This is a genomic window from Williamsia sp. D3, from assembly GCF_000506245.1.
Classification (GTDB): Bacteria; Actinomycetota; Actinomycetes; order Mycobacteriales; family Mycobacteriaceae; genus Williamsia; species Williamsia muralis.
The window spans coordinates 1-21572 of the sequence record NZ_AYTE01000043.1; the positions used below are offsets into that span (position 1 = coordinate 1).

Consider the following 21572-nt stretch of genomic DNA (forward strand, 5'->3'; position numbering starts at 1 on the left):
CGGTGGTGGCGGGGGAAACACCGGCGGAGGCGGGCGCAACAGCTCTGGTTCTGGCAGCGGTGACCAGCAGGGCTCAGGCGGCCGGTCCAGCGCAACCCCCTCGGGTGCAACACCTACCGGCGCAGAGGCCGGTGCGAGCACACCGACCGGCGGGGCTAGCGGTTCCGGCGGTAGCGGCGGGTCGGGCTCGGGCGGCGGCGGATCGACGATGGCCGACGCGGTGAGCAACGTGTCGGGCGCGATGCAGATGTCCCAAGCCGCCGAAGACTTCTTCGACGACAACGCCCCAGCGATGGCAGGAGAGCCCCGATGAGCGCCAAACACAGCACGTTCCGTGCACTCGCCGTCCCTGTCACCCCGCTCACGGTGGGTGTGACCGTCGGCATGGTGCTGCTGCTGGTCGCAGCGTTCGCGCCGGTCCCCGCCGTCTGGGTGCTCGTGTTGTACGTCGCGGGCATGGCAGCGGCTGCGGCCGGGGTCCTGGTGCAACGTCGGCGGGTGCGTCGATGAGCAGCAACGCCGACCGCAACGTGCTGATCCTCTACGGGCGCTGGGAGCGACCGAGCACCACGGGCCTGTACGGCATGACCTGGGGTGTGACCGTCTTCGCCGGCGGCCTGGTCATCGCGAACATTCTGCTGTTTCTGATCACGAATTCGTTTGCAGTGATGGTCGTGTCAGTGCCGCTTTCGGCGCTGTTGGTCGGCCCTCTAGTGGCCCGTATCGGTGGCCGAACAGGATGGGAGTTACTGATGTTGCGAGGCCAGTTCTGGTGGGCAAAGTGGCGGGGTGAGACCACCTTTCGTGGTGGCGCATTCGGCGTGGTTCCAGGGGTGGGCCGGATGCCCGGTATCGCCGGAGACACCCGCCTATACGAGTACGAGCTCCGCAATGGAGACCGGTTCGGGCTGGTGCATTTGAAGGCGAAAAACCATTTCGCTGTGTCCTTTTCGATTCAGCCTCGCGGCCAGGAACGAGTCGATCAGTGGCAGATCAACGACTGGGTGTCGGGGTGGGGCGACTTTCTGGCCCAGCTCGGCGGGGACCGCGGCGCAGTCGGCGCCTGCGTGGTCGTGGAGTCGGTACCCGATAACCGTTCCCGGATCACCGCAGAGGTCAAACGCATCACTCACCCGGATGCACCGGCTTATGCCCGGCAGGTGATGGCCGAGGCCGCCATGGGCTCAGAAGCAGCCATTGTGCGCTCAGAGATCCGGTTGACGTTGACGTTCGGCCGGATGCGTGAGGCAGCAGGCAAAGAGGTGGCCGATCAGGCCGCCGAGATCGGCCGGAAGATGTCGTCGCTGATGGCCGCGTGCGCTCATGCCGGCCTTGATGCCACTCCGATGACAGCAGGGGAGTGGTGCGTGGCCCCGACGCGGGCCTACAACCCGCAGCTGACCGAAGAACTCGAGCAGATCACCGGTGTCAGCGGTGAGGACGCGCTGCGCTGGCAAGGTGCGGGACCGGTGACGTCGGAGAACAAGTGGGACCACCTGGTGCACAACGGGTACCGATCGATTACCTGGGAGATGTCGACAGCCCCGGCAGGCCAGGTGCCCTCCAATGTGCTGCGGCCATTGTTGATCCCGCGCGCCGACGTACGCCGCAAACGGGTCGCGATGATCTACCGCGTCCACAACACGGCCGAAGCGGTCAAACTCGTCGACTCGGACTACCGCGAAGCCCTCGCCGCCGAACAGTCCAAAAAGGGTGTGGTGGCCGCCAGTGCCACCGTCCGGGTGGAGAACACCGGAGCGGCCCGCCGCGAACAAGCCCTGGGCGCGGGACTGACCCGGTTCGGGATGCTCGTCACCGCCACCGCAGGCCCCAATGAGGACCTGCCGTCCATCCGCGCCGAAATCGAAGGCATGGCCGACAGCGCTCACATCGGATTGCGGCGCTGCTACGGCTACCAGGACGCCGCGTTCGCCGGCTCCCTGGGAATCGGGATCATCCTGCCCGAATACGCCTCCACCAGCTCCAAGATTTCCGCCTGACCAGGCTTCCTGCCGCATTCTTGAGAAAGGCCCACCCTCGTGACCCTCACCGGCCGCCACAGCACGCTCGACGCTCCCGCCCAGTCCGGACCCGGCATACAGACCGCAGACCGCGACCCCGATAGCGACATCGACCCAGGCGGCACAGACACCTCCCCGGCGTTCGTGCGGATCGGTGGAGTCAAGATCCGCACCGAACGGGCCTGGGAAGAGCTGCAGCAGGCGGCGAAACAACCCGGGATGAAAGGTCGGCGGGCGCGGGCCGCGCTGCGCCGCGAGGAGCGGGCCCGGTCCCTGTCGATCGAGCGAGTCACCGAGTTCGGTGGTTTCGATCGGCCGGTCCCGGCCTCGGGGGGTCGAGGCTTTTCCGGGTGGGGCGGTGGCCGGATGCGATCAATTGCCCGGCTCCCGGAGTGGCGGGCCACCTCCACCCAGGCCGCCGGCCTGTGGCCGTTCTCGATCGGGGCATCGGCACCGATGCTCGGCACCCCGCTGGGGGCGCATGCCATCACCGGTGAGGATGTGGGTTTCGATCCGATCGTCTGGTTCGACGCCGGCGGGTTGATCAACGCGCCCATCACTTTTGTGTTGGCGCTCAACGGGTTCGGCAAGTCGTCGCTGGTGCGGCGCATGGCCACCGGCGTGATGGCGCAAAACCACACCGCCCTGTTCATGGGCGACACCAAAAGCGAGTACTCCGACCTGACCGCCCACGTCGGCGGCCAGCACATCAACCTGTCCTACGAGTCCGGCACCATCAACCCGCTCGGGGTCGGAGCCCTCGGATCGGTCATCGGCCGCCTCGACACCGCGATCCTCGACACCACCGACCCGGACCGCATCGCCACCCTGCACGCCCTGAAAACCGCTGTCTGGGAGCAGGTCCGCGCCCGACAGGTGCAGATGGTGATGGGCCTGGTGCAGCTGGTCCGGGCGATGCCGGTCCGCGACTTCGAAGAAACCCTCGTGCGAGTCGCGCTAGAACACCTCTACTCCACTGCCGGCGGCGGATTCACCCCTGACCGCCCGCCGATCCTGTCGGATCTACACGCGGTCATCGACGGCAACAGCAACGTGCTGTGGCCCAAAGTCGGTGCCGACACCCGCGAGCAGTACCGCGACATCACCCGCGGGCTGCGCCAATCGTTGACCGCGCTGATCGACGGCAACTTCGGTCGCGTGTTCAACGCGCAAACATCTCAGCCCATCGACCTGGACGCACCCGCGATCTGTGTCGACCTGTCCGGCATCGGCGAATCCGACAGTAAGCTGCTCGCCGCAGCGTTGATGGTCTGCTGGTCAGACGGGTTCGGTGCGGTCGAGGCCGCACACATCCTCTCCGATGTCGGCCTGGCCCCTAAACGCAACTTTCTGGTCGTCATGGACGAGCTGTGGCGGGTGCTCCAAGCCGGCGCCGGGATGGTCGATCGCGTCAACGCCCTGACCCGGTTGAACCGGACCATCGGGACCGGGCTGATCATGATCACCCACTCGATGAAGGACCTCGGGGCGTTCGACTCGGCCGCCGATGTGAACAATGCCCGCGGATTCATCGAGCGGGCACCGGCGAAAATCATCGGTCCGGTCGGTCCCGATGAGATTGCGCTGCTCAAAAAGGTCACCAAGTTCACCGCCACCGAAGAGGCGTGGCTGACCTCGCTGGCGTCCACACCCCCGCCCTCACCGGCGACGCTGCGCAAGATCAAACGCGGTGAACGCCAAAAGCCCCAAGGGTTGGGCTGTTTCCTCCTCAAGTACGGCACCTCCGACGAACAGATCGGCATGCCGTTTCGCACCACCTTCACCGCCACCGAGCGCGGTAAAGGCGTCCACAACACCAACACCCGCTGGGGACGAGCCGGCGCGGCGAGCGGGCAGGACCAATGACCATGGGGCAGAGCTACCGCACGATCACCGACGAGACCCGCGCCCTGGCCGTCGACAACCTCAAAAAGCTGTTGCCGCATAGCAGTTCAGTGGCTGAGGCGGTGCGGCTGGTGGCCGACCAGTTCGGGGTGTCGGACAACTCGGTGCGCAACTGGATGCGGCGGGCCGGGGTCGACCCGCACGAGCACCTCACCGACCGGCGGCTTGCTGATGCCAACGCCACCATCGCCGCGCTCACCGAAATGAACCGCGAGCTGACCGCGCACCTCACCGGCAGGGTGGACGACTAAACCATGGGGGAGGGGGACAGCGCAGCAGGAGCCGGCAAGCTCCTGGCCGGTGCCGCGGCCTTGGTCGTGGCCATACCGATGATCATTATGCTCGCCTTCACCGGCAGCGGATCTGACTGCGTCGTCCCCAGCGCTACCCCCGGAGCCGCCGCGCTGGCACCCGGATCGCGGGTCCAGCCCATGAAACAGGGCACCTACCAACTCACCTCACCGTTCGGGCCGCGCGGCGGCACCATGCACCAAGGGCAGGACTACGGCTCCCAGGACGGGCAACCGATCTACGCAGCCGCCGACGGGACGGTCAACAAGTCCGGCCCCGCCGGCGGGTTCGGGCAATGGATCGTGCTCGACCACAACATCGGCGGCAAGGTCTACTCGACCGTCTACGGCCACATGTTCCCCGACGACCTGCTGGTCAAGGTCGGAGACAAAGTCACCGCCGGCCAGCACATCTCGAACGTCGGCTGGAACGGCGAGGTCGACCCCACCGGACCAGGCGGGGCGCACCTGCACTTCGAGGTGTGGGACGGCGGCCGATTCGGCGGAACGGCCATCGACCCGATGCCGTGGCTGGCCGGAGCAGTCGAACCAGGCCAACCCGCCCTACCCGCTGGTGCACCGGCCGCGCCGGATGTGGTGTCGGTCGCGGACTGGGACAAGATCGCTCAGCACGAATCGGGCGGCAACTGGGCCATCAACACCGGCAACGGATTCTTCGGCGGTCTGCAGTTCACCGAACAAACCTGGAACGGGTTCGGCGGCGGCAAATACGCCCCCACCGCCGACAAAGCCACCAAAGAGCAGCAGATGGAGGTCGCGAACTCGGTCCTGGCCGGCCAAGGCTGGGACGCCTGGCCCACCACCTCCGTCCAGGCCGCGGTACGCGACAAAAAACCAGCGCCCGCAGGAACCTTCGCTACCGCCGGACAGCCTGCAGCGCCAGCAGCGCCGCCCAACAACCAAGCCCCTGCACCGGTAGCGGTGGCCGCCCCCGACACCAGCGGCGGGGATCTGAACAAGCCGATGGACCCGGCCAAGGGATCCGAAGAACACTGGCAAACCGACACCATCCGCCTGGCGCGGGCAGTGGCGCTCAAGTTCCCGCAGGTGCAAACCATCGGCGGCTGGCGCCCGGTCGACGCCTACCCCGATCACCCCTCGGGCCGGGCCGCCGACATCATGATCCCCAACTACGAGACGGCCGAAGGCAAGTCGCTCGGGGACGCGATCAACAAGTACATCCTCGACAACAAAGACTTCTTCGCCGTCGAATACACCATCTGGCGCCAGCAGTACACCCCCGCCACCGGCGAGGGAAACCAGATGGACGACCGGGGCTCACCCACCCAAAACCACTTCGACCACGTCCACGTCACCACCATCGGACACGGATTCCCAGCACCGGGAACAGATTTCGGCAAAGCACCCGCAGGCGGTTCCGCTGGATCCAGCAGCGGCGATCAGTGCACACCCGAGGGCACCCGCGGCGGGGAAGACAATCTCGGCGCCGGCACCGTGCCCGCCGAGTTCGAACCGTGGTACCGCAAAGCGGGCACCCTGTGCCCGCAGATTTCCTCGTCGTTCCTCGCCTCCCAAGGCCACCAGGAATCGGGGTTCAATCCCCGGGCCACCTCACCGGACGGGGCCATGGGGCCAGGGCAGTTTATGCCGGGCACCTGGCCGACGTACGGCAAAGACGACGACGGCAACGGCAAGGTCGACCCCTACGACATCGGCGACGGAGTGATGGCCCAGGGCCGCTACATGTGCGCGATCGCGACCACCATCGACGGCTGGATCGCAGACGGCTCGGTCAGCGACGACACCCCCGGCGGCCGCGAAGCGCTTTACCTGGCGGCCTACAACGCCGGTGAAGGCGCGGTGCAACGCAACCGCGGATTCCCCACCGACGGGGCCGATTACATCACTCAAACCCGGCCCTACGCCGACATCATCCTGGCCAACAAACCCAAGTACGAAGCCCAACTCGCTGCGCCCGCGACCTCGTCGACGTCCACGCCCGCAGCACCGACCCCGACCCGATAGAGGAGAGAGAAACTTATGTCCCACAGAGCCCCCAAGCGGCCGATCGCCGCCACGATCGCAGTCGCGGCCAGCATGTGTGCGGCACTGCTGGTCGGTGGCTGCGCCGCTACCTCGAGCGAGCCAGCACCCCCGACGAGCAGCACTCAGATCATCAACGGTGACCCCGCCGTCGTCGAGCTGGCCCAGGACCTCACCGCCGTGTTCGGCCCGCTCGAGTTCAGCAGTGTGCGCCCACACGACCCGTACCCCGAGCATGCGGAAGGTCTGGCCCTGGACGTCATGGTCCCGGGGTGGGACACCCCGGCCGGACGCGAGCTCGGCGACCGCATCGCGGTCTGGGTCAGCGACCACGCCCCGGACTACCGGGTCAGCTACACCCTGTGGCGCCAGCACTATCAACCGTTCCCCACCAACGTCTATAAAGCGGCGTTGATGGAAGACCGCGGCAGCCCGACCGCCAACCACCTCGACCACCTGCACATCACTGTCAATCCTGCAGGGGCGCAGGATGTCTGAGAAGCAATCGATTCTTGCCCGACCGGTCACCGTGGTGGTGGCGGTGCTCGCGGCACTGGCCGTGGTGTTGTCCGGATGCGGCGGCGACGGCTCAGACGAGCCCAGCCCCGGACCGTCGGCCGGCAACGATCACGGCCACGAGCTGCCCGGCCCACCCGACCCGGCCACTGCCGGTCCCGACGTCGTAGCGGCCCAAGCACTGTCGATGATGTTCACCTGGCAGCCGGTCACTGATCCCAGCTCGGGCGAAGGGGTCCGCCGGGCCGCTCCGTGGCTCGGCGGTGAGCTCGCAGCGGCGGCCTCCTCCACCGTGACCGCCACGGTGGCCCGACCTGATCCGCGCTGGGAGTCCTGGCGTCGCAGCGGCGACGTGGTCACCGCCACCGCCGACGTCGACGCCGGCCACATCCCCGACAGCCCCAGCACCGCTGTCCGGCTGGTCACCGTGCGTCAAAAAGTGCTCCACGCCGATGGCGACACCACACCGCTGAACCCGATGCGAGTCGAGGCCACGCTCACCCACACCGACGGGGGATGGCGACTGACCGCCTACACCGTGACCGCCGGATAACCCTGCACCGCAAACAACCTCGAAGGAGACACGCAATGACACAAGACCAAGACTGGGACACCGCAGAACAAGCCGTGACCGACGGAGCCGACCAGCTCCGCACAGCGACCACTCACCGCGACATTCGTGCCTGGGCACAAGATGCCGGGGTGGCCACCAAACGCTTGTGGCCCAAAGTCAAAACCGAACTCCGCAAACAGCTCGACATCGACTACGACCAGCTGCGCGAAGACACCGTCGCGGCCGAGGCCGCCGAAGTGGACGCCGCAGCATCGGACGCCCCGGTCATCGAATTGTTCTGTGCCGGTGACGATGAAGTCGCCACCTACGCCGTGTGCGCGGTGCACGACGACCACGAATCGTGGTACGGCCAGTTCCACGACAAAGACATCGTCTACCGGCCGGGTGATGAACTCTCGGCCGAACGATCAGCCGCCGACAAAGCCATCTACCTTGCCGGCAAAGCCCGCGAAAAGGCCGGCCTGGACACCGTGCGCCTGATCCTGCACACCAGCCACCACGAACTATCGGCCGAGCTGCTGGCCTCGACCGCCAGCCGTCACCGGGTCGCGGTGACCATCGAGGTCACCGACCAAAACCCGGCCATCGCACTGTGCCGCGCTCCGGGGTACCGCACCTGGCGCGAGATCAAACTCGACAGCTTGTTCACCGCTACGGAGGTGGCGCCGTGACCCACGATCGAAACGTCGCAGCCTCGGAAAGAAGCTGTGCGATGGGGGATATCGGCCCGAACCCGCGCCGGGTAGAGATCATCCCCACCACCGCACCCGTACGCATCACACCGCCCACAGAGCCACGGCCGACCGACCCTCGACCGGTCCCAGACCGTCGGCCCCAGAAGGTACCGACATGACCGGCCCCGGTGCCGACATCGAAGTCGGCCGCTACGGCCTGCGTACCTTCCGCATCGATCGACGACACCGCGTCCTACTGCCGATCACGGCCGGGGGCGCGGGAGCGATCACCGGGATGCCTGCTGCAACCAGACAATGGCAGGGCGGTGTGTGCGTCGCTCGCTGCCGCAATCACCCAGAACACCTCGCGCCGGTAGCCGACTGCACCTGCGGCATCTATGCCACCACCGACTTGTTGAGCCTGCACGAGCAGTACCCGCTTTTGGCCCGCAACGTAGTGGCCGTCATCGCCGCCGAAGGCCCCACCATGATCGGCGATCGGGGCATGCGCACCAGCGCCGCCCGTGTTGTGGCCTACTGGGTGTCTTCGCACCCCCGCCTAAAGGTCGCTAGAGAAGTCCTCGCCGCCCAGTGCCACGACGCGGCGATATACACCGACCTCGACTCTATGTTGGCCGACTACCACCTGCGATCGACTCCGCCGCCCGACGTCACCGCCGGCGAAGCAAGCACCCCCGGGCTTATCAACAATCTCCTGGCGGCAAGGGGTGGGGCAGCGAGCTACCGCGCCGCCGTATCCACCGGCCAGGTGCTGCGCTGGCTCAAGGCGGTCTGCCTGGTGCTGGTGCTGCCTGCATTGACCGGGTACGCCGCCGCCGACGTAGTCAAAGCGCAGCGAGCAGGCGAGCTACCAACAGAACCGGCGGGGCCAACCATGACCGCCTTCCACGACCTGTACCGGGCCAGCGGCGTTCTCCTGGACCAGTTCGCGGCGTCGAGTGTCGCAATCACGGCACCGCTCGGTGTGGCGGTGTGCGCGGCCGCGGCCGGAGCAGTCCTCTCCATGGCCGGCTGCCTGCATCAACCCCGATGGCTGCTGCTCGTGCTCCACAGGAGCATTCGGCAGGTGGCCTCAGTGGTGTTAGCGGTCTCGGCACTGCTGGTGATGTACACCCACCACGCCGAGACGGGTCGACACCCGATCGTCCTGGCCGCCGCGGTCCTCGCCGCGCTCGCCTATCTGTTTGCTCCCGCAGGCACCGCGGCAGCGGTACTGCGCACCACACCCGTTCGACGACCACACACCTGACATTTCAAATGCCCAAAGCCACTCTCTCGCAGCAAAACTTGCCGAAAGGAGGCCAACCGCCGCAACAGTGACTCTCGCACAACAGCATTCACGATCAGATTATTCGAGCAAAGGAACGACACCATGAAGACATCCATCCGCAGCAAACTCGCAGCCACCACACTGGCCGTGGCCGCGGCCGGCACCATCGCCGTGGGAGCCGGCGCTGGCACCGCCGCCGCCGACGATCCCAACTGGCCCAACTACAAAGTGGGCCCGTACCCGTCCATGCAGGCATGCCAGACAGCGATGACCCCGTATATCCGGGTCTCAGGCTGCTTCCACGTTTTCTGGCCTGTACAGGCCTACTACTTCTGGGGCGAAACCATCTGAGTGGACCTGGGCCGCTGACACCCGCGAAGGGTGTCAGCGGCCACCCCATCCCCGCAACGCGTTGGATGCTCCGCACCTGTGCTGCACCTCTCACGCCCGCAAGCAACGACCGAACGAGAAGAGACACGAGATGACCAAGTACCCGACACCTGACAAGGCCAACCGCGGTCGCGGCCCAGTGCAGCGTGGCGAAGCGACACCAACTGGGGCGGTGTAGACAGATGCCTACGACTCCGGGACAGATTCGTAGTCCGAAATCCTCTGAGGCACCACTGATTTTCGGTGTTCTAGGTGTGCTTGCGGTGGTTGTTGGGCTGGGGTGGTCGGCACTGAAGTTGGCCGGCGGTCAGGCCGTGCCTGCCAATCCGCTCACTGCTGGCGGGCAGCTGGCTCGCGGCGAGCTCCAATGGACGACGGCGGCCACCGTGTGGGTGGTGTTGATGGTGGTGGTGCTTGGCGCTGTCGCGACGCTGATCGCTGTGTGGTGGTTTCGGCGTCGGGGGTCTCGAACTCGGGTCGACTCGGCCGTCACTCACTTGGCCGGGGCTAGAGACCTTGCCTCTCTGAGTCGTTCAGCGGTGACAGCGAAAGCGAAGAAGCTCAGGGTGGTGATGCCTGACCCTGCAACGTGCCCGTATTGCAGTCCAGGATTGCCGATTGGGGCGTCGCTGCCCGGCAGGACTGAGCTGTTCGGGTCGTTTGAGGACATGCATATCGACATCTGGGGACCCCGGCAGGGCAAATCATGGTCGCGAGTGATCCCGGCGATCTGCGAAGCCCCTGGGGCTGTGCTGGCGACGGAGAACAAGCGCGGCAACCTCGATCACACCCGGTACGTCCGTGAGCAGATGGGCCGCAAAGTGTGGGTGTTCGATCCGCAGGGAGTCGCAAACTCTCAGCCCGAGTTCTATTGGAACCCGTTGTCGTACGTCACCGATGAGGACAAGGCCGAATCGCTGGCAGAGCAATTCGCTGACGGCAGCGGCGACCCCGGCGGCCGCAAAGATCCGTACTTCGACACCGAGGGCCAAGACCTGGTGGCCAACCTGATCCTTGCCTCCGCGCTCGCTAATGAACCCATCACCACCGTCTACGAGCGATTGACCCGGCGTGATCGGTGCGCTGAGGCGGTGCGCATCTTGCACCAGCACCGGTATACCCAGATCGCGGCGACCTTGGAAGCGCGCCTGGCATTGGCAGCCAAACAGCAAGACGGCATCTTCGGTACTGCCCTGAAAATGGTGCATTGCTTGCGTTCTCGGCAGATCTCGCAGTGGATCACCACCAGCGACGGGGATCCGCGCCCGCAGCTGGATCTGCATCAGCTGGTGCGGGGCGGGGAGACTCTCTACTGCTTGTCCAAAGAAGGGGTCGGATCGGCCGGACCGCTCATCGCTGCGTTGACGGTGGCGACCTGTGAAGCGGCCGAAGACATCGCAACCGCGTCCCCCGGAGGGCGGCTCCCCACCCCCATGTTGTGCGCACTGGATGAGGCCGCCAACGTTGTCCGGTGGCGACGGCTCCCGGATTTGTACTCGCACTACGGCTCACGCGGCATCACCATCATGACGGTGTTGCAGAACTGGTCCCAGGGCGAACGGGTATGGGGCAAAGAAGGGATGAAACAACTGTGGGGTGCAGCCAACATCAAGGTGTACGGCGGCAACGTCTCCGAAGACGATTTCCTCGAGTTCCTGTCCAAGCTCATCGGGGACTACGACCGCGAACACACCAGCGTGTCACGGTCGAAAAGCGGAGATTCAACCTCGCGGCACATCAGCCGCGAACGGATCTTCACCGTCGCCGACCTGCAAGCCCTCCCGCGCGGCCGCGCCGTGGTGCTCTCGGCCGGCAACCACGCCACTCTCATCGAAACGGTGCCCTGGGACCGCAAGCCCTACGCCGCCCTCGTTGAGGAATCGCTGCGCCGCTACGACCCCGAAACGTCCGTGCTTGCAGCAGAACCAGCCGACAAGCACGCCAGGACGGAGCTACCACGATGAGTACCCACCCCGACACCACATGGGATGAGCTTGACCCCGATCTGGCCGAGGAGATCGCCTCCGATCCCGGCGAGGACGAGTTCGTGGCCGCCGCTGACACTCACGCCGACGAACCACCGGGCCCGTTCTTTGCGTCGGTGTACGAGTTCGTCGAAGAGCACCTGGTGCAGGTGTACGCCCGCAACGTCAACAAACCCAGCCGCCGCTGGTGCAAGCAGTGGTGGGCTCACAAAGAGGCTGTCAGCCGTCTCGAAGCGCTCTGGCGGGCGTACGAACAGATGCGCACCGATCCCGGCAGTGCCATGTCGAGCTGGTGGCTCGATCACGCAGACCGGCAGATGGCCGTACTCCTAGACCCTGAGGGCCCCTTTGATGGGTGCTCAGCCGAGTTCGACCGCCACGAGCCGGCCGCCGACGCACTCCCGGTGGAACCGATGACTGACGAGTTTTTGCGTGAACTGATGACCGGCCGTTACCGCGACGAAGGGAACTGATGATGGAAGACCATGAGAACGAAGAACGTGAACTGACCGGGGGCATGGAACGGACCCTGGCCGCGGCGATCGCTGCTGCAGCGTCACTGATCGAGGCGTTCCAACGGCGCCAGGCCCAGCGTGACCGCGAGGCCGCCCGCCAGCTGACCAACGGTGACCGTGGCGACAACGCCACCGACACCAACGACAGCATCAAAGAGCAGGTTGATATCCAGACATCGGCGCGCGCGGCACTGGCTGCCGGGCGCGAGGATGCGCAGTTCTGGCGGACCGCACCGATCGAGGAGATTCACGAGCAGATCATCGCCGAGCATGGCATCGACCCGCGCCGGGTCGGCGAGCCCGCCGCCGATAGCAAAGTGCTCACCGGAGCCCTGGGCGCGGACGTTTTATCGGTGTATGCCGCCGCAGACCGCTGGGCTGGGCTCTCCGAGGTCGCTGCCGAGCACCGGGCCAACATTGCCGCCGAACTGGCGGCCTACGGTCTCGACGTCGACGAGCTGACCTCGCAACCGCCCGGGACCGCTGCTGAACAGATTCACACGCCCGCGCTCAACATTGGGCCGAACGCGGATACGACCCGCAAGGCACCAGCGCCGAGCAGGCCGAAGCCGCGCGGGACGGCGAACAGGTCGAACAGCTCGTCACCCAAGCCAACGCGATGGACCGCCGCAGAGATCAGTACGCCGACTACAGCGATGAGGTGCGGGCCGCCGGAGATCGCATGGCCGCCGACCCTGCACGTGCAGTGGCGGGGGTGGCGGTCGACAAGTCCGCGAGTAGGGCCGAACAGATCAGCACTCATCGCGGGACCACCAGCGCTGGAAAGGCCGCCGCAGCCGCGGCGATTGACCATCCCACCAACCCACGCGATGCCCCTACCGCGACATCACGACGTGCCGCCCGGCCGGCGGCGCGACCAGCACACGCGCGTGAACGCGGCCACGGCCGCTAACCTGCCCCCGCCCCTCTCGTACACAACGACCCACCCCCGGCATCACTTAGCCGGGGGTGGGTCGTTACTTAGTGATTCTGCCGGTAGCAGCGGATGGAAAACGCCGTCAGCGCATCGATCGAGTACAGGCCCGATAGATGCTCGATCTCACGCGCAGTGGGACTGTCGGGCGCACCGAGCACCACCCCCATCAAGTGCTCACTGAGCCGATCGACTCGTTCAGTTGAGGAGTAGTCGACAGTGAAACACTCCACCGTCTGCCCGGGCTGTGACACCGGATCGACCACCAGCACTACCCGTGCGGAACTGATCGCATCGGTGGCGCCGTCGAGGATGGTGTAGGTCGGCAAACTCGACCGCAACGCGTCTCTGGTGCGGCTGGTCAGATCCTGTGCACCACGCCGTGGCTGGTTCACAAACCTGGCGACCGCATCGATCCATTCCGGGCCCAGCATTGGGTACACCGCGCTGCACGCAGCCACCGATCCGCGCTCGTAATCGAGCACCATCCGGCCCGTCGGGAGCGCCACCGTCGAGCCACCCTGAGCGCTCATCGGCCGTAGTCGTCTCGGTCGCGCCGCTCCTGGGTCGTCGACGGTGACCGCACCGGCGTGGTGGTGCAGTGCTGCGTGCCGGGGCGGTGTGTGTAGCGGGACGGCTCAGCCGCAGCCCGTCGGTGCGGGCACTGTCGGCGATGCCGCCATAGCGAGCGGCGGCGGCGTCGGTGGCCGCGCGCAACTCCCGCGCCCGGTCCAGCTGTCCTCGCGCCTCGGCCGCATCACTGATCGCCCGGCACGTCGCCGAGATTTGACTGAACATGGCCATCCACGCGAACCGTGGATCGTCGGTGCTCGTCGCCACGAGCATCGCCGCGGTCCGCCGCAGAATGCTCGCCGCGTACGCCCCCTGGGGTTCCGGTGGCCGACGCTCACCAGTGGTGGCGGCCAGGGCATCAGCCAACCGGGACAGCTCCGCAGGCCTGTCGCCCTCGGCGGCTGATGCCCACGCCGCCACGACCCCTGCTGTCTCGCGACTAGCTCGTGTCCACCGCGCATCTGTGCCGGAGAAACCGGCCATCTTCGCCCGCAGCTTCTTGGCGTCCTCGGACGCGCTGTAGTACCGCGTCGAGGCGACAGGAGCGACGTTCTTTCGCGCCCATTTTTCGGCGCTGGCCCAGTCAGCGGCCGCCCGCCGCTCACTACCCGTGCTGCGCGGCCACCGATCTCGCAGCGCCGGCAACGCCAGTGTGTTGTCGAGTTTCCCGCCGCCGTGCCACACTGGTTTCCCGTCGGCGTCGGCATAGATCGACGGTCGCAGCGCCACCGAGTATCCGACCACCTGCTCGGTACTGCCGGGCGCGAAACGAGGACGGATCAGCAACTGCCCGTGCCCGTACGCGCCCCGAATAAAGTCTTCCTCGCTCGTCGCGTTTGCGGCCACATGCAGCACGGTCTTGCGCAGTCTGGCTTTCGCGGCCTCGGCGGTCATCGCCCCCCGGCGCGGTGCCTGGCCGGTGGGCTCTGACGCTGTGGGGGAGTGCTCGCCTGCGGGCGCACCGTCGCGGTTGTGTGCCCACGCGCTGACCGCATCAGCGCGTGCGCCGGCATCAGGTGCGGTCCAGTGCTCGCGCAATCGTGGCAGTGACAGATCGTTGCCGAGTTTGCCACCGCCGTGCCACACCGGTCGGCCATCTGCGGTGGCGTAGTCAGTAGTCGGTAAGGCCACCGAGTAGCCGACCACCGACTCACTGCTGCCCGGTGCGTAGCGGGGTCGCACCAGCAATCCATGGGCGCGGGCCATGCGCACGAACTCCGCCTCGGACTCTGCCGCCGCGGCCACGCCACGCACGCGTCGCGCCAGCGTCGCCTTCGCCGGCTCAGCCCGCCCGGTGCGCTGGGCAATGTTCTCCTGAGCGGGGGAGGTGCCCTTGGCGGGAAAGTTCTTCGCCCGCCCCGCGGTGACCTTCAACCCGTGTGTCTCTTCGAGTCGAGCGCATAGATTCTGGGCCCGCCACTTATCGCCCCGGGGCCGTTCTTCACCCGGTTCGGGGAACCACAGTTTGACGACACTGCCGTCATCGCGAACCCGTGAGGCGGCGATATGGATGTGGTCGCCGCCGGCCTTGGACATCCCATGTCGGATCGCGACCCACCGCGCCGGAGCATCACCATCAGAGTCAAAGCCCATACCTGCCATGAACTCTTCGGCGATGCGCTGCCACCGCTCATCGGACAACCCGACAGTGCTCGCACCCTCGGGCGTCAGCGCCTCGGTTTCCTCTGGCGACAACGACAACGAGCAGTGCCACACATTCTCGTCCTTGGTCGCCAGCGCGATCGCCGCTTCACCGGTCACACCACGTTCCTGTGCTGCCGCTAACGCGCCCTTGTCGCGCCGAGATACCCGCGTCCCGAACACCACCCGGGCTGCGTCCAACTCCTCAGCCAACGCCAACGCGGTCTCGCGCCCCAGCTCCAGACCTGCACCGCCGACCATGCTCAGATCAGCGCTGCTAGCCGCCACCACATGTGGATTCTCATGCTCGTTGGCACGCCCCGGGCCCGCCAAATACATGACCAGCCCAGTCATCTTCGCGCCGGTCTCAATGTTGGGAATCACCCGCGCTGACCTTCAAAACCGAACGTCTCACCAAAGGCATCAAACACCCGGCGGTGAGCGCGCATCACTGCATCCAACGTGGCCGCGAAATCAGCCGGGATCTCCTGATCCGAGTTGGCTTGGCGAGCGATCTGATTCATGTTCACCCCCAGTGCGGCAATCAAACCCCGCACCTCACACGCCTGCGCCCACGCCGCCCTACGCGTTTCGTAATCCACTGCCGGACCCTGGTTCTCGGCGAGGGCACGCGAGACCATCAACCGCTGCACCGACATACCCGCCACCTGCGCCCGCGCACGCAGCAACGCCTCCTCGTCGGCGGTGACCTTTACCTCAATCTTGTCCCGCCGGCCTCCCGGCGTATTGGCCCTGCGCCGCCGCAGAATCGACCGCGACGACCCCGCGCTCTGTCCCGCACCTTCACTCGCCTCGGCCATCGTCACCGCCCCTTTTCTGTAGCGCGCACCTCGTGCGTGGAATCCGCCCGCCGGCGGGAAATCTTGTCGGCTCAGCGCAGCGAACCCACCCCGTGGCGACCCTCCACCAACACCGTTGATGGATGCACCGTACCGCGACCCAGGTACGGTGACAAGCGTTTAGGCATGCCTAAACGACAGCTTGCTCCGCCGGGGCAAGCCTGCAAGCATCCGCGCCAGCGGATTCCGTTGCTTTTCACGCCGCGCCGAAGGCGCGGACAAACCGCATCGCCCTTCGGGCGATTCCGCCTCTCGGCGGGTACCGCCGGACTCGGCTGCCACGTGCGCTGAGCACGCGACTTCGGCCGAGCACACAGTCACGAAACGTCGGCTTAGACAGCGGGAGATTCGCGCTCGACACGGGGCCGGTTGTCCGTCCGGCGGTAGTGCGCGGGGCACGCGAAAGCGCACCGATCAGTGAGCGATGAGGCTTTCCAGGACCGCGCGGCGACCGAATGTGGTTGCATCACAACGCAGAGTGTCGGCGCGTTGGGGGGACTACGAGTGAGCATTGTCGTCGATGAGCGAACTGACTCTGAGAAGCTGCACGAACTGCTCGGACAGGCAGAGCAGCAGGCGCTCGAATACAAAGCCTCGCTAGATCTGACTGATCGCGAGACCAGACTGAACTTTGTCAAAGATGCGGTCGCGATGGGCAACATGGGCGGCGGTTACATCCTCGTCGGCGTCGGTGACGACGGGCACGCGTGCGCATCTTCGGGATCGATTGATCAGTCTCGGTTCGATCCAGCCAGACTCAACGACATCTTCCGCAAGTACACCCGGCCCATGCTCGCGCTCGTCAGCCAACTGCACACTATTGGCGGCAATGACGTCATGCTGATCTTCGTTCCGCCGACTCCTGGCCCACCTCTGCCGATGATTGCTGACGGCGACTACGACGTCCCCACAAAAGGGAAGCGATACAAGTTCCGCAAGGGGGATGTGCTCGTGCGCGAAGGCGCACAGAACGTGGCGCTCGACTACAGCCATTGGCCGGCGTTGTTGGCCCGGCACGACGAAGCGATCCGGGAACGAACACGCCGCGACATCGATGCGTTGATCAGCCGACTCGCGGCTGGACAGCAAACAGCGAACCCGGCACTACTACCCCTCGATCCAGGGCTCGATGAGACCGGGTTCGCGTACACGCTGGTGTCGCACTTGGTGTCCGCGAGCACCTACGTTCCGATTAAGACCTTCGTACTCGAGGCCGGCGAGCGCGCATTGCACGCCGGCGATGACGACACCACTGCTCTCGATCAGCTCACGATCATCGGTACGCACGCATCGCTGTATCAGAACGAGCAGGTGTACGGCCGGGCCGTCACCGAGTTACACAAGATCTATCTTCAACTGGCGTTCGACGACAGTCGCAAAAAGCTTGCCATCGTCGACCGGGTGTACGTCCTGGGCAGTTGCCTTGTCCGCCTTGAATTGTGGAGCGACGTACGCGCGCTGGTTCTGCAATCACCGTCCGGCGAGCACTATCCATCCTGGATCCGCGAAGGCCAGGTGGCAGCATCAAACGCCTATTTGTACCCCGCAGACAAGCCCGGACTCATGATCTCCGCGGCACGCCATCTCATGGTGCAACACCCGGCGATGCGGCCCGACCTACCCACGATCCAACCCGACCCCGACGACTTCAATGACCGCCGCGACGCGTTGCTCAACGCGCTGTGCGTGTTCGACATTCTGTACTGCGTCATCGTCGCCGCCGAGTCGCTGAAAGCCGGCCCGGGGATGGCGGCAGGCTATCCGGCGTCGGCAGCGTTCGACCAACACCGCATCAACCCCACGCTCGAACAACTCGTCACCGCCAACGAGGTCCGCGACCAACTGCTCCCGGATATCTCGGACAGCGACCTGTCCTCAGCGCTCGACCAGGTCTGGCAACGAGCGCACCGGCAGGCGATGAACGACGGCGGTTACTGGTTCAGTCTTCCCCCGCGTGTCGTCGCGTTCATGGAGGCACACCCACCCCAACGCTGAGCTGCGTCACGGCGCGAGAGTGCGAAGACCTTCGCTGACTTTCTGCCACGGCATCTGACCCGAGGAGACCGACAACACGAACTGTTCGGCGGCGTCGACATCCATGGCCGCCGGCGCCGTCAGATCAACCACGTCATTGATCGCCAGGAACAACCAGGCGCTGGCCCACGCGGTGCGTTTGTTGCCATCAAGCAGCGCGTGGTTGTTGGCCAGCGAGTGCATCAACGCCGCCGCCTTGTCCCACAGGGTGGGGTAGGCGTCGAGCCCGAACGCGGTGGCTTGCGGGCGGGCAATCGCCGCCGCCAACAACCCTTCATCCCCGACAATCGGGGTGAACCCACACGCCGCCGACCCGGCCGCCAGCACAGCGAACCGATCAAGAAAGACCACAGGCACGCTCACGCGAGCCGTTCATTCAACTCCGCCGACCACGACGCAATCTGCGCGGACATCGCCACCACGCGTTCGCGGTACGCACTCGACCGCTCGATCGCCGCGTCATGAACAAACGTCTTGAGTGACTCCTGACTCTTGGCCGCTGCCTCGGTGAGCAAACGGTGTTCCTCATCGGTAAAAGTGATGTTCAACGACGGCATCAGTGCGCCTCTCGATTCTTTGCAGACAGCACTCTCACTACCTGGCGGTACCTACAATGGTACCAAATTAGGTACCGCCGCTGACGGTCGGATAGTTCCATGCTGACCCCCCGTGCGCGAAGCGCGTCACCGGTCACCGCGCACCGCTACGATGACAGCGAGGGACCACCTGGTTCCTCAGGGTTGTGAACGCCTGATTTGCCGTCTGCGCTCACACACCATCCCGCCACTGGACGGGTAATTCCAGCCTCCGTTTATGCCGTCAACGAGAGAAGAGACAAACCATCATGTCGTCATCGACTGCTATCAATTTCGAGTCCATCGAGGCTCAAGTCCGCGCCGAAGCAGAACGCAAAGTCACTGTGCTGCGCGAGATCATGAACACCCACAAGACACTGACTCACGAGCGCGATGCGTTCCTGGCCGCCGACTCTGAACGTCTGCGCAAGCTCAACACGTTGCTCACCGAAGCCAAGGCTGCCGGCTTCGACCACAAGACACTCAAACCGTTCGACGTCGACCCACTGGGCACCGCGAAAGTGTCCGGCCCGCGCCGCACACGGCGCACCGCCGCGCGACCCGCGCCCGTTGTGAGCTCTGAACGCACCGGGCCCGACCACACCAGTGAGGCTGCACCGGTTGGTTCGGCAGCGGCTGGCGAGTAGTCGGCGATGTATGGGCTTGTCTTCGCCGGCACTGTGATCGGGGTGCTTTTCCTCGTCGGTGGTCTGGCTACTGCTCAGCGCGTCCGGTACGACGATGACCGGGACACGGCAGTGCGGTTCGCGGTAGGTGGTGGGGTGCTCGTGGTAGGAGGCATCGCCACGCTGATCGCTTTGTGGGGGTTCGGGTTTTGAGCCGGGAGCCTTAGCGGCGCCAGACGCAGGAGCAGCGGGTGTGACGGCGCCGCAAGCAAGCATTGCGGGGCGCGCCCCACCGGACAACTACGGTATGTGGATCCGGGACGCCGAACTGCCCTAGCTCTCTGGGCGTACTGAGAACACCGAAAGGCGCTCCATATGAAGCGGCACATGATCGGCTTGATCGCGCTTGGACTGTTCGCGACCGCTTGCTCCTCGGACGGCGGCGATGACAGCGCTCCGTCACCTAGCCCGGCCAGTTCGTCGCTCACCGGAGTCACCATGGTCACCTCGCCACCGAGCTCGACGACCGTCGCGCCACCGGTGAGCACTTACACCGAGACGGTCACGGTTGAGGTGCCGGACGGGCAGGCCACTGAGACAGTCACGGTCGAGGACCCGGCCGACATTGAGGCGCCGTTCGGTCCGGTGGAAATCGACGGCTACCCGGTCGTAATCGGCGGCCCGTGTGGCAACAACCCAGGGATGTCGTACAACGACATCGTCTGCACCAACGGGATCTGGACGCGTTAGCAGCCTCACCGCCTCGATCACGCGTCAGCTACAGCAAGCCAGACGGGCGGCAGACATTCAGCCGCGGCCGGACTCGGTTCCTCTGTCGCGGCCTGGGTCTCGGCGGTAGTGCGCCGGCGACCGGTACGAGGTCGACGAGGGGCCTTGTCCGGTCGTCGGGCGGGTGGCCGCACGTCGAGGGTTGGTGGGGTGATCGCGGGTGGCGAACCGGGCGGCTGCCCGGGCTGCTTCGTTGACGTCGGTGACTGCCGGCGGCGGTGTGGGCCGGTCGATCATGATGCGCGCGAATACGGGGGTGAGCTCGTGGTGGTGGGGGGTGTGCTCACCGAGGTCGGGGATCGAAAACTTCGATTGCTGGTTCCATAGCCGCGGGTCGATCGCCTCGAAGTCGAAGGCGTACGCGGTCTTTTCGGCGAGCTGGGCGACGAATAGTTTTCCTGCCCGGCCGTTGCCCTCTCGGAATCCGTGCGCGAAGTTGATGTTGGCGTACACACGGGCTGCTTGGTCGGCGAACTCCTCGCGCGACAGTTGCGGCCAGGGAACCTCTTTCACCACACGTTCGGCGTCTCGGAGGTAGACCGGGATGCGGTTGACGTCGGCGAACGCCACGCCTTCTTTGGACATCGGCACCTGCCGGAACTCCCCGGCCCAGTCGTACAGCTCACCGAACAGGTGTCCGTGGAGCGCTTGCAGGTGGGCGGCATCGAAGGTGTGGGGTATCTCGATCACGCCGTCGAGGATGTCGCGGGCGGCTGCGGTGGTCAGTACGTGCTCGGCGGCCGCGAGCTTGCCGGCATCGGTGATGCCCAGTTTGTTGGTCAGCACGGTTGTGCCCGGCCAGAAGTAGTCGTCCCAGGACCTCACCGATCCGCGCCCCCTGCCTGCCCGTACGAGGTCAGGCGTCCGGAAATCGAGCGTCCACACGCTCCAAACCGCGCCGCACGTATTCGGCGCGGTCGATGTCCCCACGAGTCAGCGCGGTCAGATCCGCGACGTCGTCGCGGTCGGGGTTCCACCCTTCCATCACGTGGTTGGCGATGTTGTTGTGCACGTTCCACTTCTGCTGCTCGGTCAGACCGGCGAACAGATCGGGGTAGCGCACAGCCCAGCCGGGTTCCTCGGTCATGACAGACATCGTATTTCTCCTCAGGTGGTGGTGGCAGTAGCGGTTCATCAGGTGGTGCGTGCGCGGATCGCCGCGAGCAGGGTGGCCACTTCGTCGTTGCCGGTAGTTTCTCCCCGTGCGATCCGACGCACGGCCGCGCGGTCGGCGTCGGTCAGTGGCATGTCGTCCATGTCGTGGCCGGCCGCGACGGCGGCGAGAATCTGTTCCTCGGTGCGAGCGGCAATCTGCTCTTCGGTCGGACGTGGGTTCGGCGATGTCATCGCGTCG

Annotated in this window: 26 protein-coding genes; 18 read left to right on the forward strand and 8 right to left on the reverse strand. The window is 65.8% G+C overall.

Annotation, left to right across the window (positions count from 1 at the left end):
- The 13 genes from W823_RS58255 to W823_RS51970 all read left to right on the forward strand — a co-directional run.
- Positions 1–313: hypothetical protein (locus W823_RS58255; protein WP_023961878.1), on the forward strand; the 313-nt coding region annotated here is incomplete at its 5' end.
- Entirely contained in the window at positions 310–510 is a 201-nt protein-coding gene (locus tag W823_RS51915; RefSeq protein ID WP_023961880.1) for a hypothetical protein, read from the forward strand. The genes W823_RS58255 and W823_RS51915, both read left to right, overlap by 4 nt.
- Entirely contained in the window at positions 507–2000 is a 1494-nt protein-coding gene (locus W823_RS51920; RefSeq protein ID WP_023961881.1) for an SCO6880 family protein, read from the forward strand. Before W823_RS51915 ends, W823_RS51920 begins: the two co-directional genes overlap by 4 nt.
- 39 nt (positions 2001–2039) lie before the next feature.
- On the forward strand, positions 2040–3887 hold the full coding sequence (locus W823_RS51925; protein WP_023961883.1) for a hypothetical protein: 1848 nt from the start codon (positions 2040–2042) through the stop codon (positions 3885–3887).
- Positions 3884–4177 carry a hypothetical protein gene (locus W823_RS51930; RefSeq protein WP_023961885.1) on the forward strand — a complete coding sequence of 98 codons (294 nt, stop codon included), beginning with the start codon at positions 3884–3886 and terminating at the stop codon, positions 4175–4177. The genes W823_RS51925 and W823_RS51930 overlap by 4 nt, the downstream gene beginning before the upstream one ends.
- Positions 4178–4180: 3 nt before the next feature.
- Entirely contained in the window at positions 4181–6223 is a 2043-nt protein-coding gene (locus W823_RS51935; RefSeq protein WP_023961887.1) for a transglycosylase family protein, read from the forward strand.
- A gap of 15 nt (positions 6224–6238) precedes the next feature.
- Entirely contained in the window at positions 6239–6739 is a 501-nt protein-coding gene (locus W823_RS51940; RefSeq protein WP_023961888.1) for a hypothetical protein, read from the forward strand.
- Positions 6732–7310 (forward strand): hypothetical protein, encoded by a 579-nt coding sequence (locus tag W823_RS51945; protein ID WP_023961890.1) that lies wholly within the window; start codon positions 6732–6734, stop codon positions 7308–7310. The genes W823_RS51940 and W823_RS51945 overlap by 8 nt, the downstream gene beginning before the upstream one ends.
- 35 nt (positions 7311–7345) lie before the next feature.
- Positions 7346–8002: a hypothetical protein gene (locus W823_RS51950; protein ID WP_038254402.1), complete on the forward strand. Its 657-nt coding sequence runs from the start codon at positions 7346–7348 to the stop codon at positions 8000–8002.
- A gap of 178 nt (positions 8003–8180) precedes the next feature.
- Positions 8181–9275, forward strand: coding sequence for a hypothetical protein (locus tag W823_RS56870; protein ID WP_023961894.1), 1095 nt, complete (start codon positions 8181–8183; stop codon positions 9273–9275).
- A 123-nt stretch (positions 9276–9398) separates the two neighbouring features.
- The gene (locus W823_RS51960; protein ID WP_023961896.1) at positions 9399–9647 is read left to right on the forward strand and encodes a hypothetical protein; all 249 of its coding nucleotides are present in this window, start codon (positions 9399–9401) and stop codon (positions 9645–9647) included.
- Between the two features lie 611 nt (positions 9648–10258).
- Positions 10259–11650: a type IV secretory system conjugative DNA transfer family protein gene (locus tag W823_RS51965; RefSeq protein ID WP_255326376.1), complete on the forward strand. Its 1392-nt coding sequence runs from the start codon at positions 10259–10261 to the stop codon at positions 11648–11650.
- Complete coding sequence (locus tag W823_RS51970) at positions 11647–12144, forward strand: DUF4913 domain-containing protein (protein ID WP_023961900.1); 498 nt, start codon at positions 11647–11649, stop codon at positions 12142–12144. Before W823_RS51965 ends, W823_RS51970 begins: the two co-directional genes overlap by 4 nt.
- Before the next feature lie 83 nt (positions 12145–12227).
- Here W823_RS51970 and W823_RS51975 read toward each other — a convergent pair whose 3' ends face one another.
- Positions 12228–12458, reverse strand: coding sequence for a hypothetical protein (locus W823_RS51975; protein ID WP_023961901.1), 231 nt, complete (start codon positions 12456–12458; stop codon positions 12228–12230).
- A 347-nt stretch (positions 12459–12805) separates the two neighbouring features.
- Between W823_RS51975 and W823_RS51980 the strand changes: the two genes are divergently transcribed.
- The gene (locus tag W823_RS51980) at positions 12806–13099 is read left to right on the forward strand and encodes a hypothetical protein (protein ID WP_023961907.1); all 294 of its coding nucleotides are present in this window, start codon (positions 12806–12808) and stop codon (positions 13097–13099) included.
- A 219-nt stretch (positions 13100–13318) separates the two neighbouring features.
- Here W823_RS51980 and W823_RS56875 read toward each other — a convergent pair whose 3' ends face one another.
- A complete protein-coding gene (locus W823_RS56875) occupies positions 13319–15718 on the reverse strand; it encodes a relaxase (RefSeq protein WP_023961911.1) in 2400 nt (799 codons plus the stop codon).
- The gene (gene mobC / locus W823_RS51990) at positions 15715–16155 is read right to left on the reverse strand and encodes a plasmid mobilization relaxosome protein MobC (RefSeq protein ID WP_023961913.1); all 441 of its coding nucleotides are present in this window, start codon (positions 16153–16155) and stop codon (positions 15715–15717) included. Before mobC ends, W823_RS56875 begins: the two co-directional genes overlap by 4 nt.
- Positions 16156–16698: 543 nt before the next feature.
- On the opposite strand from mobC, the gene W823_RS51995 reads away from it, so the two are divergent.
- The gene (locus tag W823_RS51995; protein ID WP_031333254.1) at positions 16699–18189 is read left to right on the forward strand and encodes a helix-turn-helix domain-containing protein; all 1491 of its coding nucleotides are present in this window, start codon (positions 16699–16701) and stop codon (positions 18187–18189) included.
- Between the two features lie 6 nt (positions 18190–18195).
- Here W823_RS51995 and W823_RS52000 read toward each other — a convergent pair whose 3' ends face one another.
- Positions 18196–18585 (reverse strand): type II toxin-antitoxin system death-on-curing family toxin, encoded by a 390-nt coding sequence (locus W823_RS52000; RefSeq protein ID WP_031333256.1) that lies wholly within the window; start codon positions 18583–18585, stop codon positions 18196–18198.
- Between the two features lie 2 nt (positions 18586–18587).
- Positions 18588–18785: a DUF1778 domain-containing protein gene (locus W823_RS52005; RefSeq protein WP_023961919.1), complete on the reverse strand. Its 198-nt coding sequence runs from the start codon at positions 18783–18785 to the stop codon at positions 18588–18590.
- A 287-nt stretch (positions 18786–19072) separates the two neighbouring features.
- On the opposite strand from W823_RS52005, the gene W823_RS0130575 reads away from it, so the two are divergent.
- The 3 genes from W823_RS0130575 (at position 19073) to W823_RS56880 (ending at position 20179) form a co-directional block, all read left to right on the forward strand.
- A complete protein-coding gene (locus W823_RS0130575; RefSeq protein WP_023961921.1) occupies positions 19073–19450 on the forward strand; it encodes a hypothetical protein in 378 nt (125 codons plus the stop codon).
- A 6-nt stretch (positions 19451–19456) separates the two neighbouring features.
- Positions 19457–19642 carry a hypothetical protein gene (locus W823_RS52010; protein WP_023961922.1) on the forward strand — a complete coding sequence of 62 codons (186 nt, stop codon included), beginning with the start codon at positions 19457–19459 and terminating at the stop codon, positions 19640–19642.
- A 162-nt stretch (positions 19643–19804) separates the two neighbouring features.
- Positions 19805–20179 carry a hypothetical protein gene (locus tag W823_RS56880; protein WP_023961924.1) on the forward strand — a complete coding sequence of 125 codons (375 nt, stop codon included), beginning with the start codon at positions 19805–19807 and terminating at the stop codon, positions 20177–20179.
- 57 nt (positions 20180–20236) lie between these two features.
- On the opposite strand, the gene W823_RS52015 is transcribed toward W823_RS56880, so the two are convergent.
- From W823_RS52015 to W823_RS52025, 3 genes are read right to left on the reverse strand one after another with little or no spacing between them, the layout of a single operon-like run.
- The gene (locus tag W823_RS52015; RefSeq protein ID WP_023961926.1) at positions 20237–21043 is read right to left on the reverse strand and encodes a Fic family protein; all 807 of its coding nucleotides are present in this window, start codon (positions 21041–21043) and stop codon (positions 20237–20239) included.
- A gap of 31 nt (positions 21044–21074) precedes the next feature.
- On the reverse strand, positions 21075–21305 hold the full coding sequence (locus W823_RS52020) for an antitoxin VbhA family protein (protein ID WP_030174755.1): 231 nt from the start codon (positions 21303–21305) through the stop codon (positions 21075–21077).
- A gap of 47 nt (positions 21306–21352) precedes the next feature.
- Positions 21353–21565, reverse strand: coding sequence for a hypothetical protein (locus W823_RS52025; protein WP_023961930.1), 213 nt, complete (start codon positions 21563–21565; stop codon positions 21353–21355).
- Positions 21566–21572 lie beyond the last annotated feature (7 nt).

Coding starts and splice junctions, on each gene's coding strand:
- W823_RS51950 (WP_038254402.1), top strand. CDS start 7,346: ATGACACAAGACCAAGACTGGGACACCGCAGAACAAGCCGTGACCGAC.
- W823_RS51940 (WP_023961888.1), top strand. CDS start 6,239: ATGTCCCACAGAGCCCCCAAGCGGCCGATCGCCGCCACGATCGCAGTC.
- W823_RS51930 (WP_023961885.1), top strand. CDS start 3,884: ATGACCATGGGGCAGAGCTACCGCACGATCACCGACGAGACCCGCGCC.
- W823_RS52025 (WP_023961930.1), bottom strand. CDS start 21,565: ATGACATCGCCGAACCCACGTCCGACCGAAGAGCAGATTGCCGCTCGC.
- W823_RS52010 (WP_023961922.1), top strand. CDS start 19,457: ATGTATGGGCTTGTCTTCGCCGGCACTGTGATCGGGGTGCTTTTCCTC.
- W823_RS51965 (WP_255326376.1), top strand. CDS start 10,259: ATGCCTGACCCTGCAACGTGCCCGTATTGCAGTCCAGGATTGCCGATT.
- W823_RS51970 (WP_023961900.1), top strand. CDS start 11,647: ATGAGTACCCACCCCGACACCACATGGGATGAGCTTGACCCCGATCTG.
- W823_RS51935 (WP_023961887.1), top strand. CDS start 4,181: ATGGGGGAGGGGGACAGCGCAGCAGGAGCCGGCAAGCTCCTGGCCGGT.
- W823_RS51915 (WP_023961880.1), top strand. CDS start 310: ATGAGCGCCAAACACAGCACGTTCCGTGCACTCGCCGTCCCTGTCACC.
- W823_RS51975 (WP_023961901.1), bottom strand. CDS start 12,458: ATGCTCGGCGATGATCTGCTCGTGAATCTCCTCGATCGGTGCGGTCCG.
- W823_RS0130575 (WP_023961921.1), top strand. CDS start 19,073: ATGTCGTCATCGACTGCTATCAATTTCGAGTCCATCGAGGCTCAAGTC.
- W823_RS51980 (WP_023961907.1), top strand. CDS start 12,806: ATGGACCGCCGCAGAGATCAGTACGCCGACTACAGCGATGAGGTGCGG.
- W823_RS51960 (WP_023961896.1), top strand. CDS start 9,399: ATGAAGACATCCATCCGCAGCAAACTCGCAGCCACCACACTGGCCGTG.
- W823_RS52005 (WP_023961919.1), bottom strand. CDS start 18,785: ATGCCGTCGTTGAACATCACTTTTACCGATGAGGAACACCGTTTGCTC.
- W823_RS56870 (WP_023961894.1), top strand. CDS start 8,181: ATGACCGGCCCCGGTGCCGACATCGAAGTCGGCCGCTACGGCCTGCGT.
- W823_RS51920 (WP_023961881.1), top strand. CDS start 507: ATGAGCAGCAACGCCGACCGCAACGTGCTGATCCTCTACGGGCGCTGG.
- W823_RS52020 (WP_030174755.1), bottom strand. CDS start 21,305: ATGACCGAGGAACCCGGCTGGGCTGTGCGCTACCCCGATCTGTTCGCC.
- W823_RS56880 (WP_023961924.1), top strand. CDS start 19,805: ATGAAGCGGCACATGATCGGCTTGATCGCGCTTGGACTGTTCGCGACC.
- mobC (WP_023961913.1), bottom strand. CDS start 16,155: ATGGCCGAGGCGAGTGAAGGTGCGGGACAGAGCGCGGGGTCGTCGCGG.
- W823_RS51945 (WP_023961890.1), top strand. CDS start 6,732: ATGTCTGAGAAGCAATCGATTCTTGCCCGACCGGTCACCGTGGTGGTG.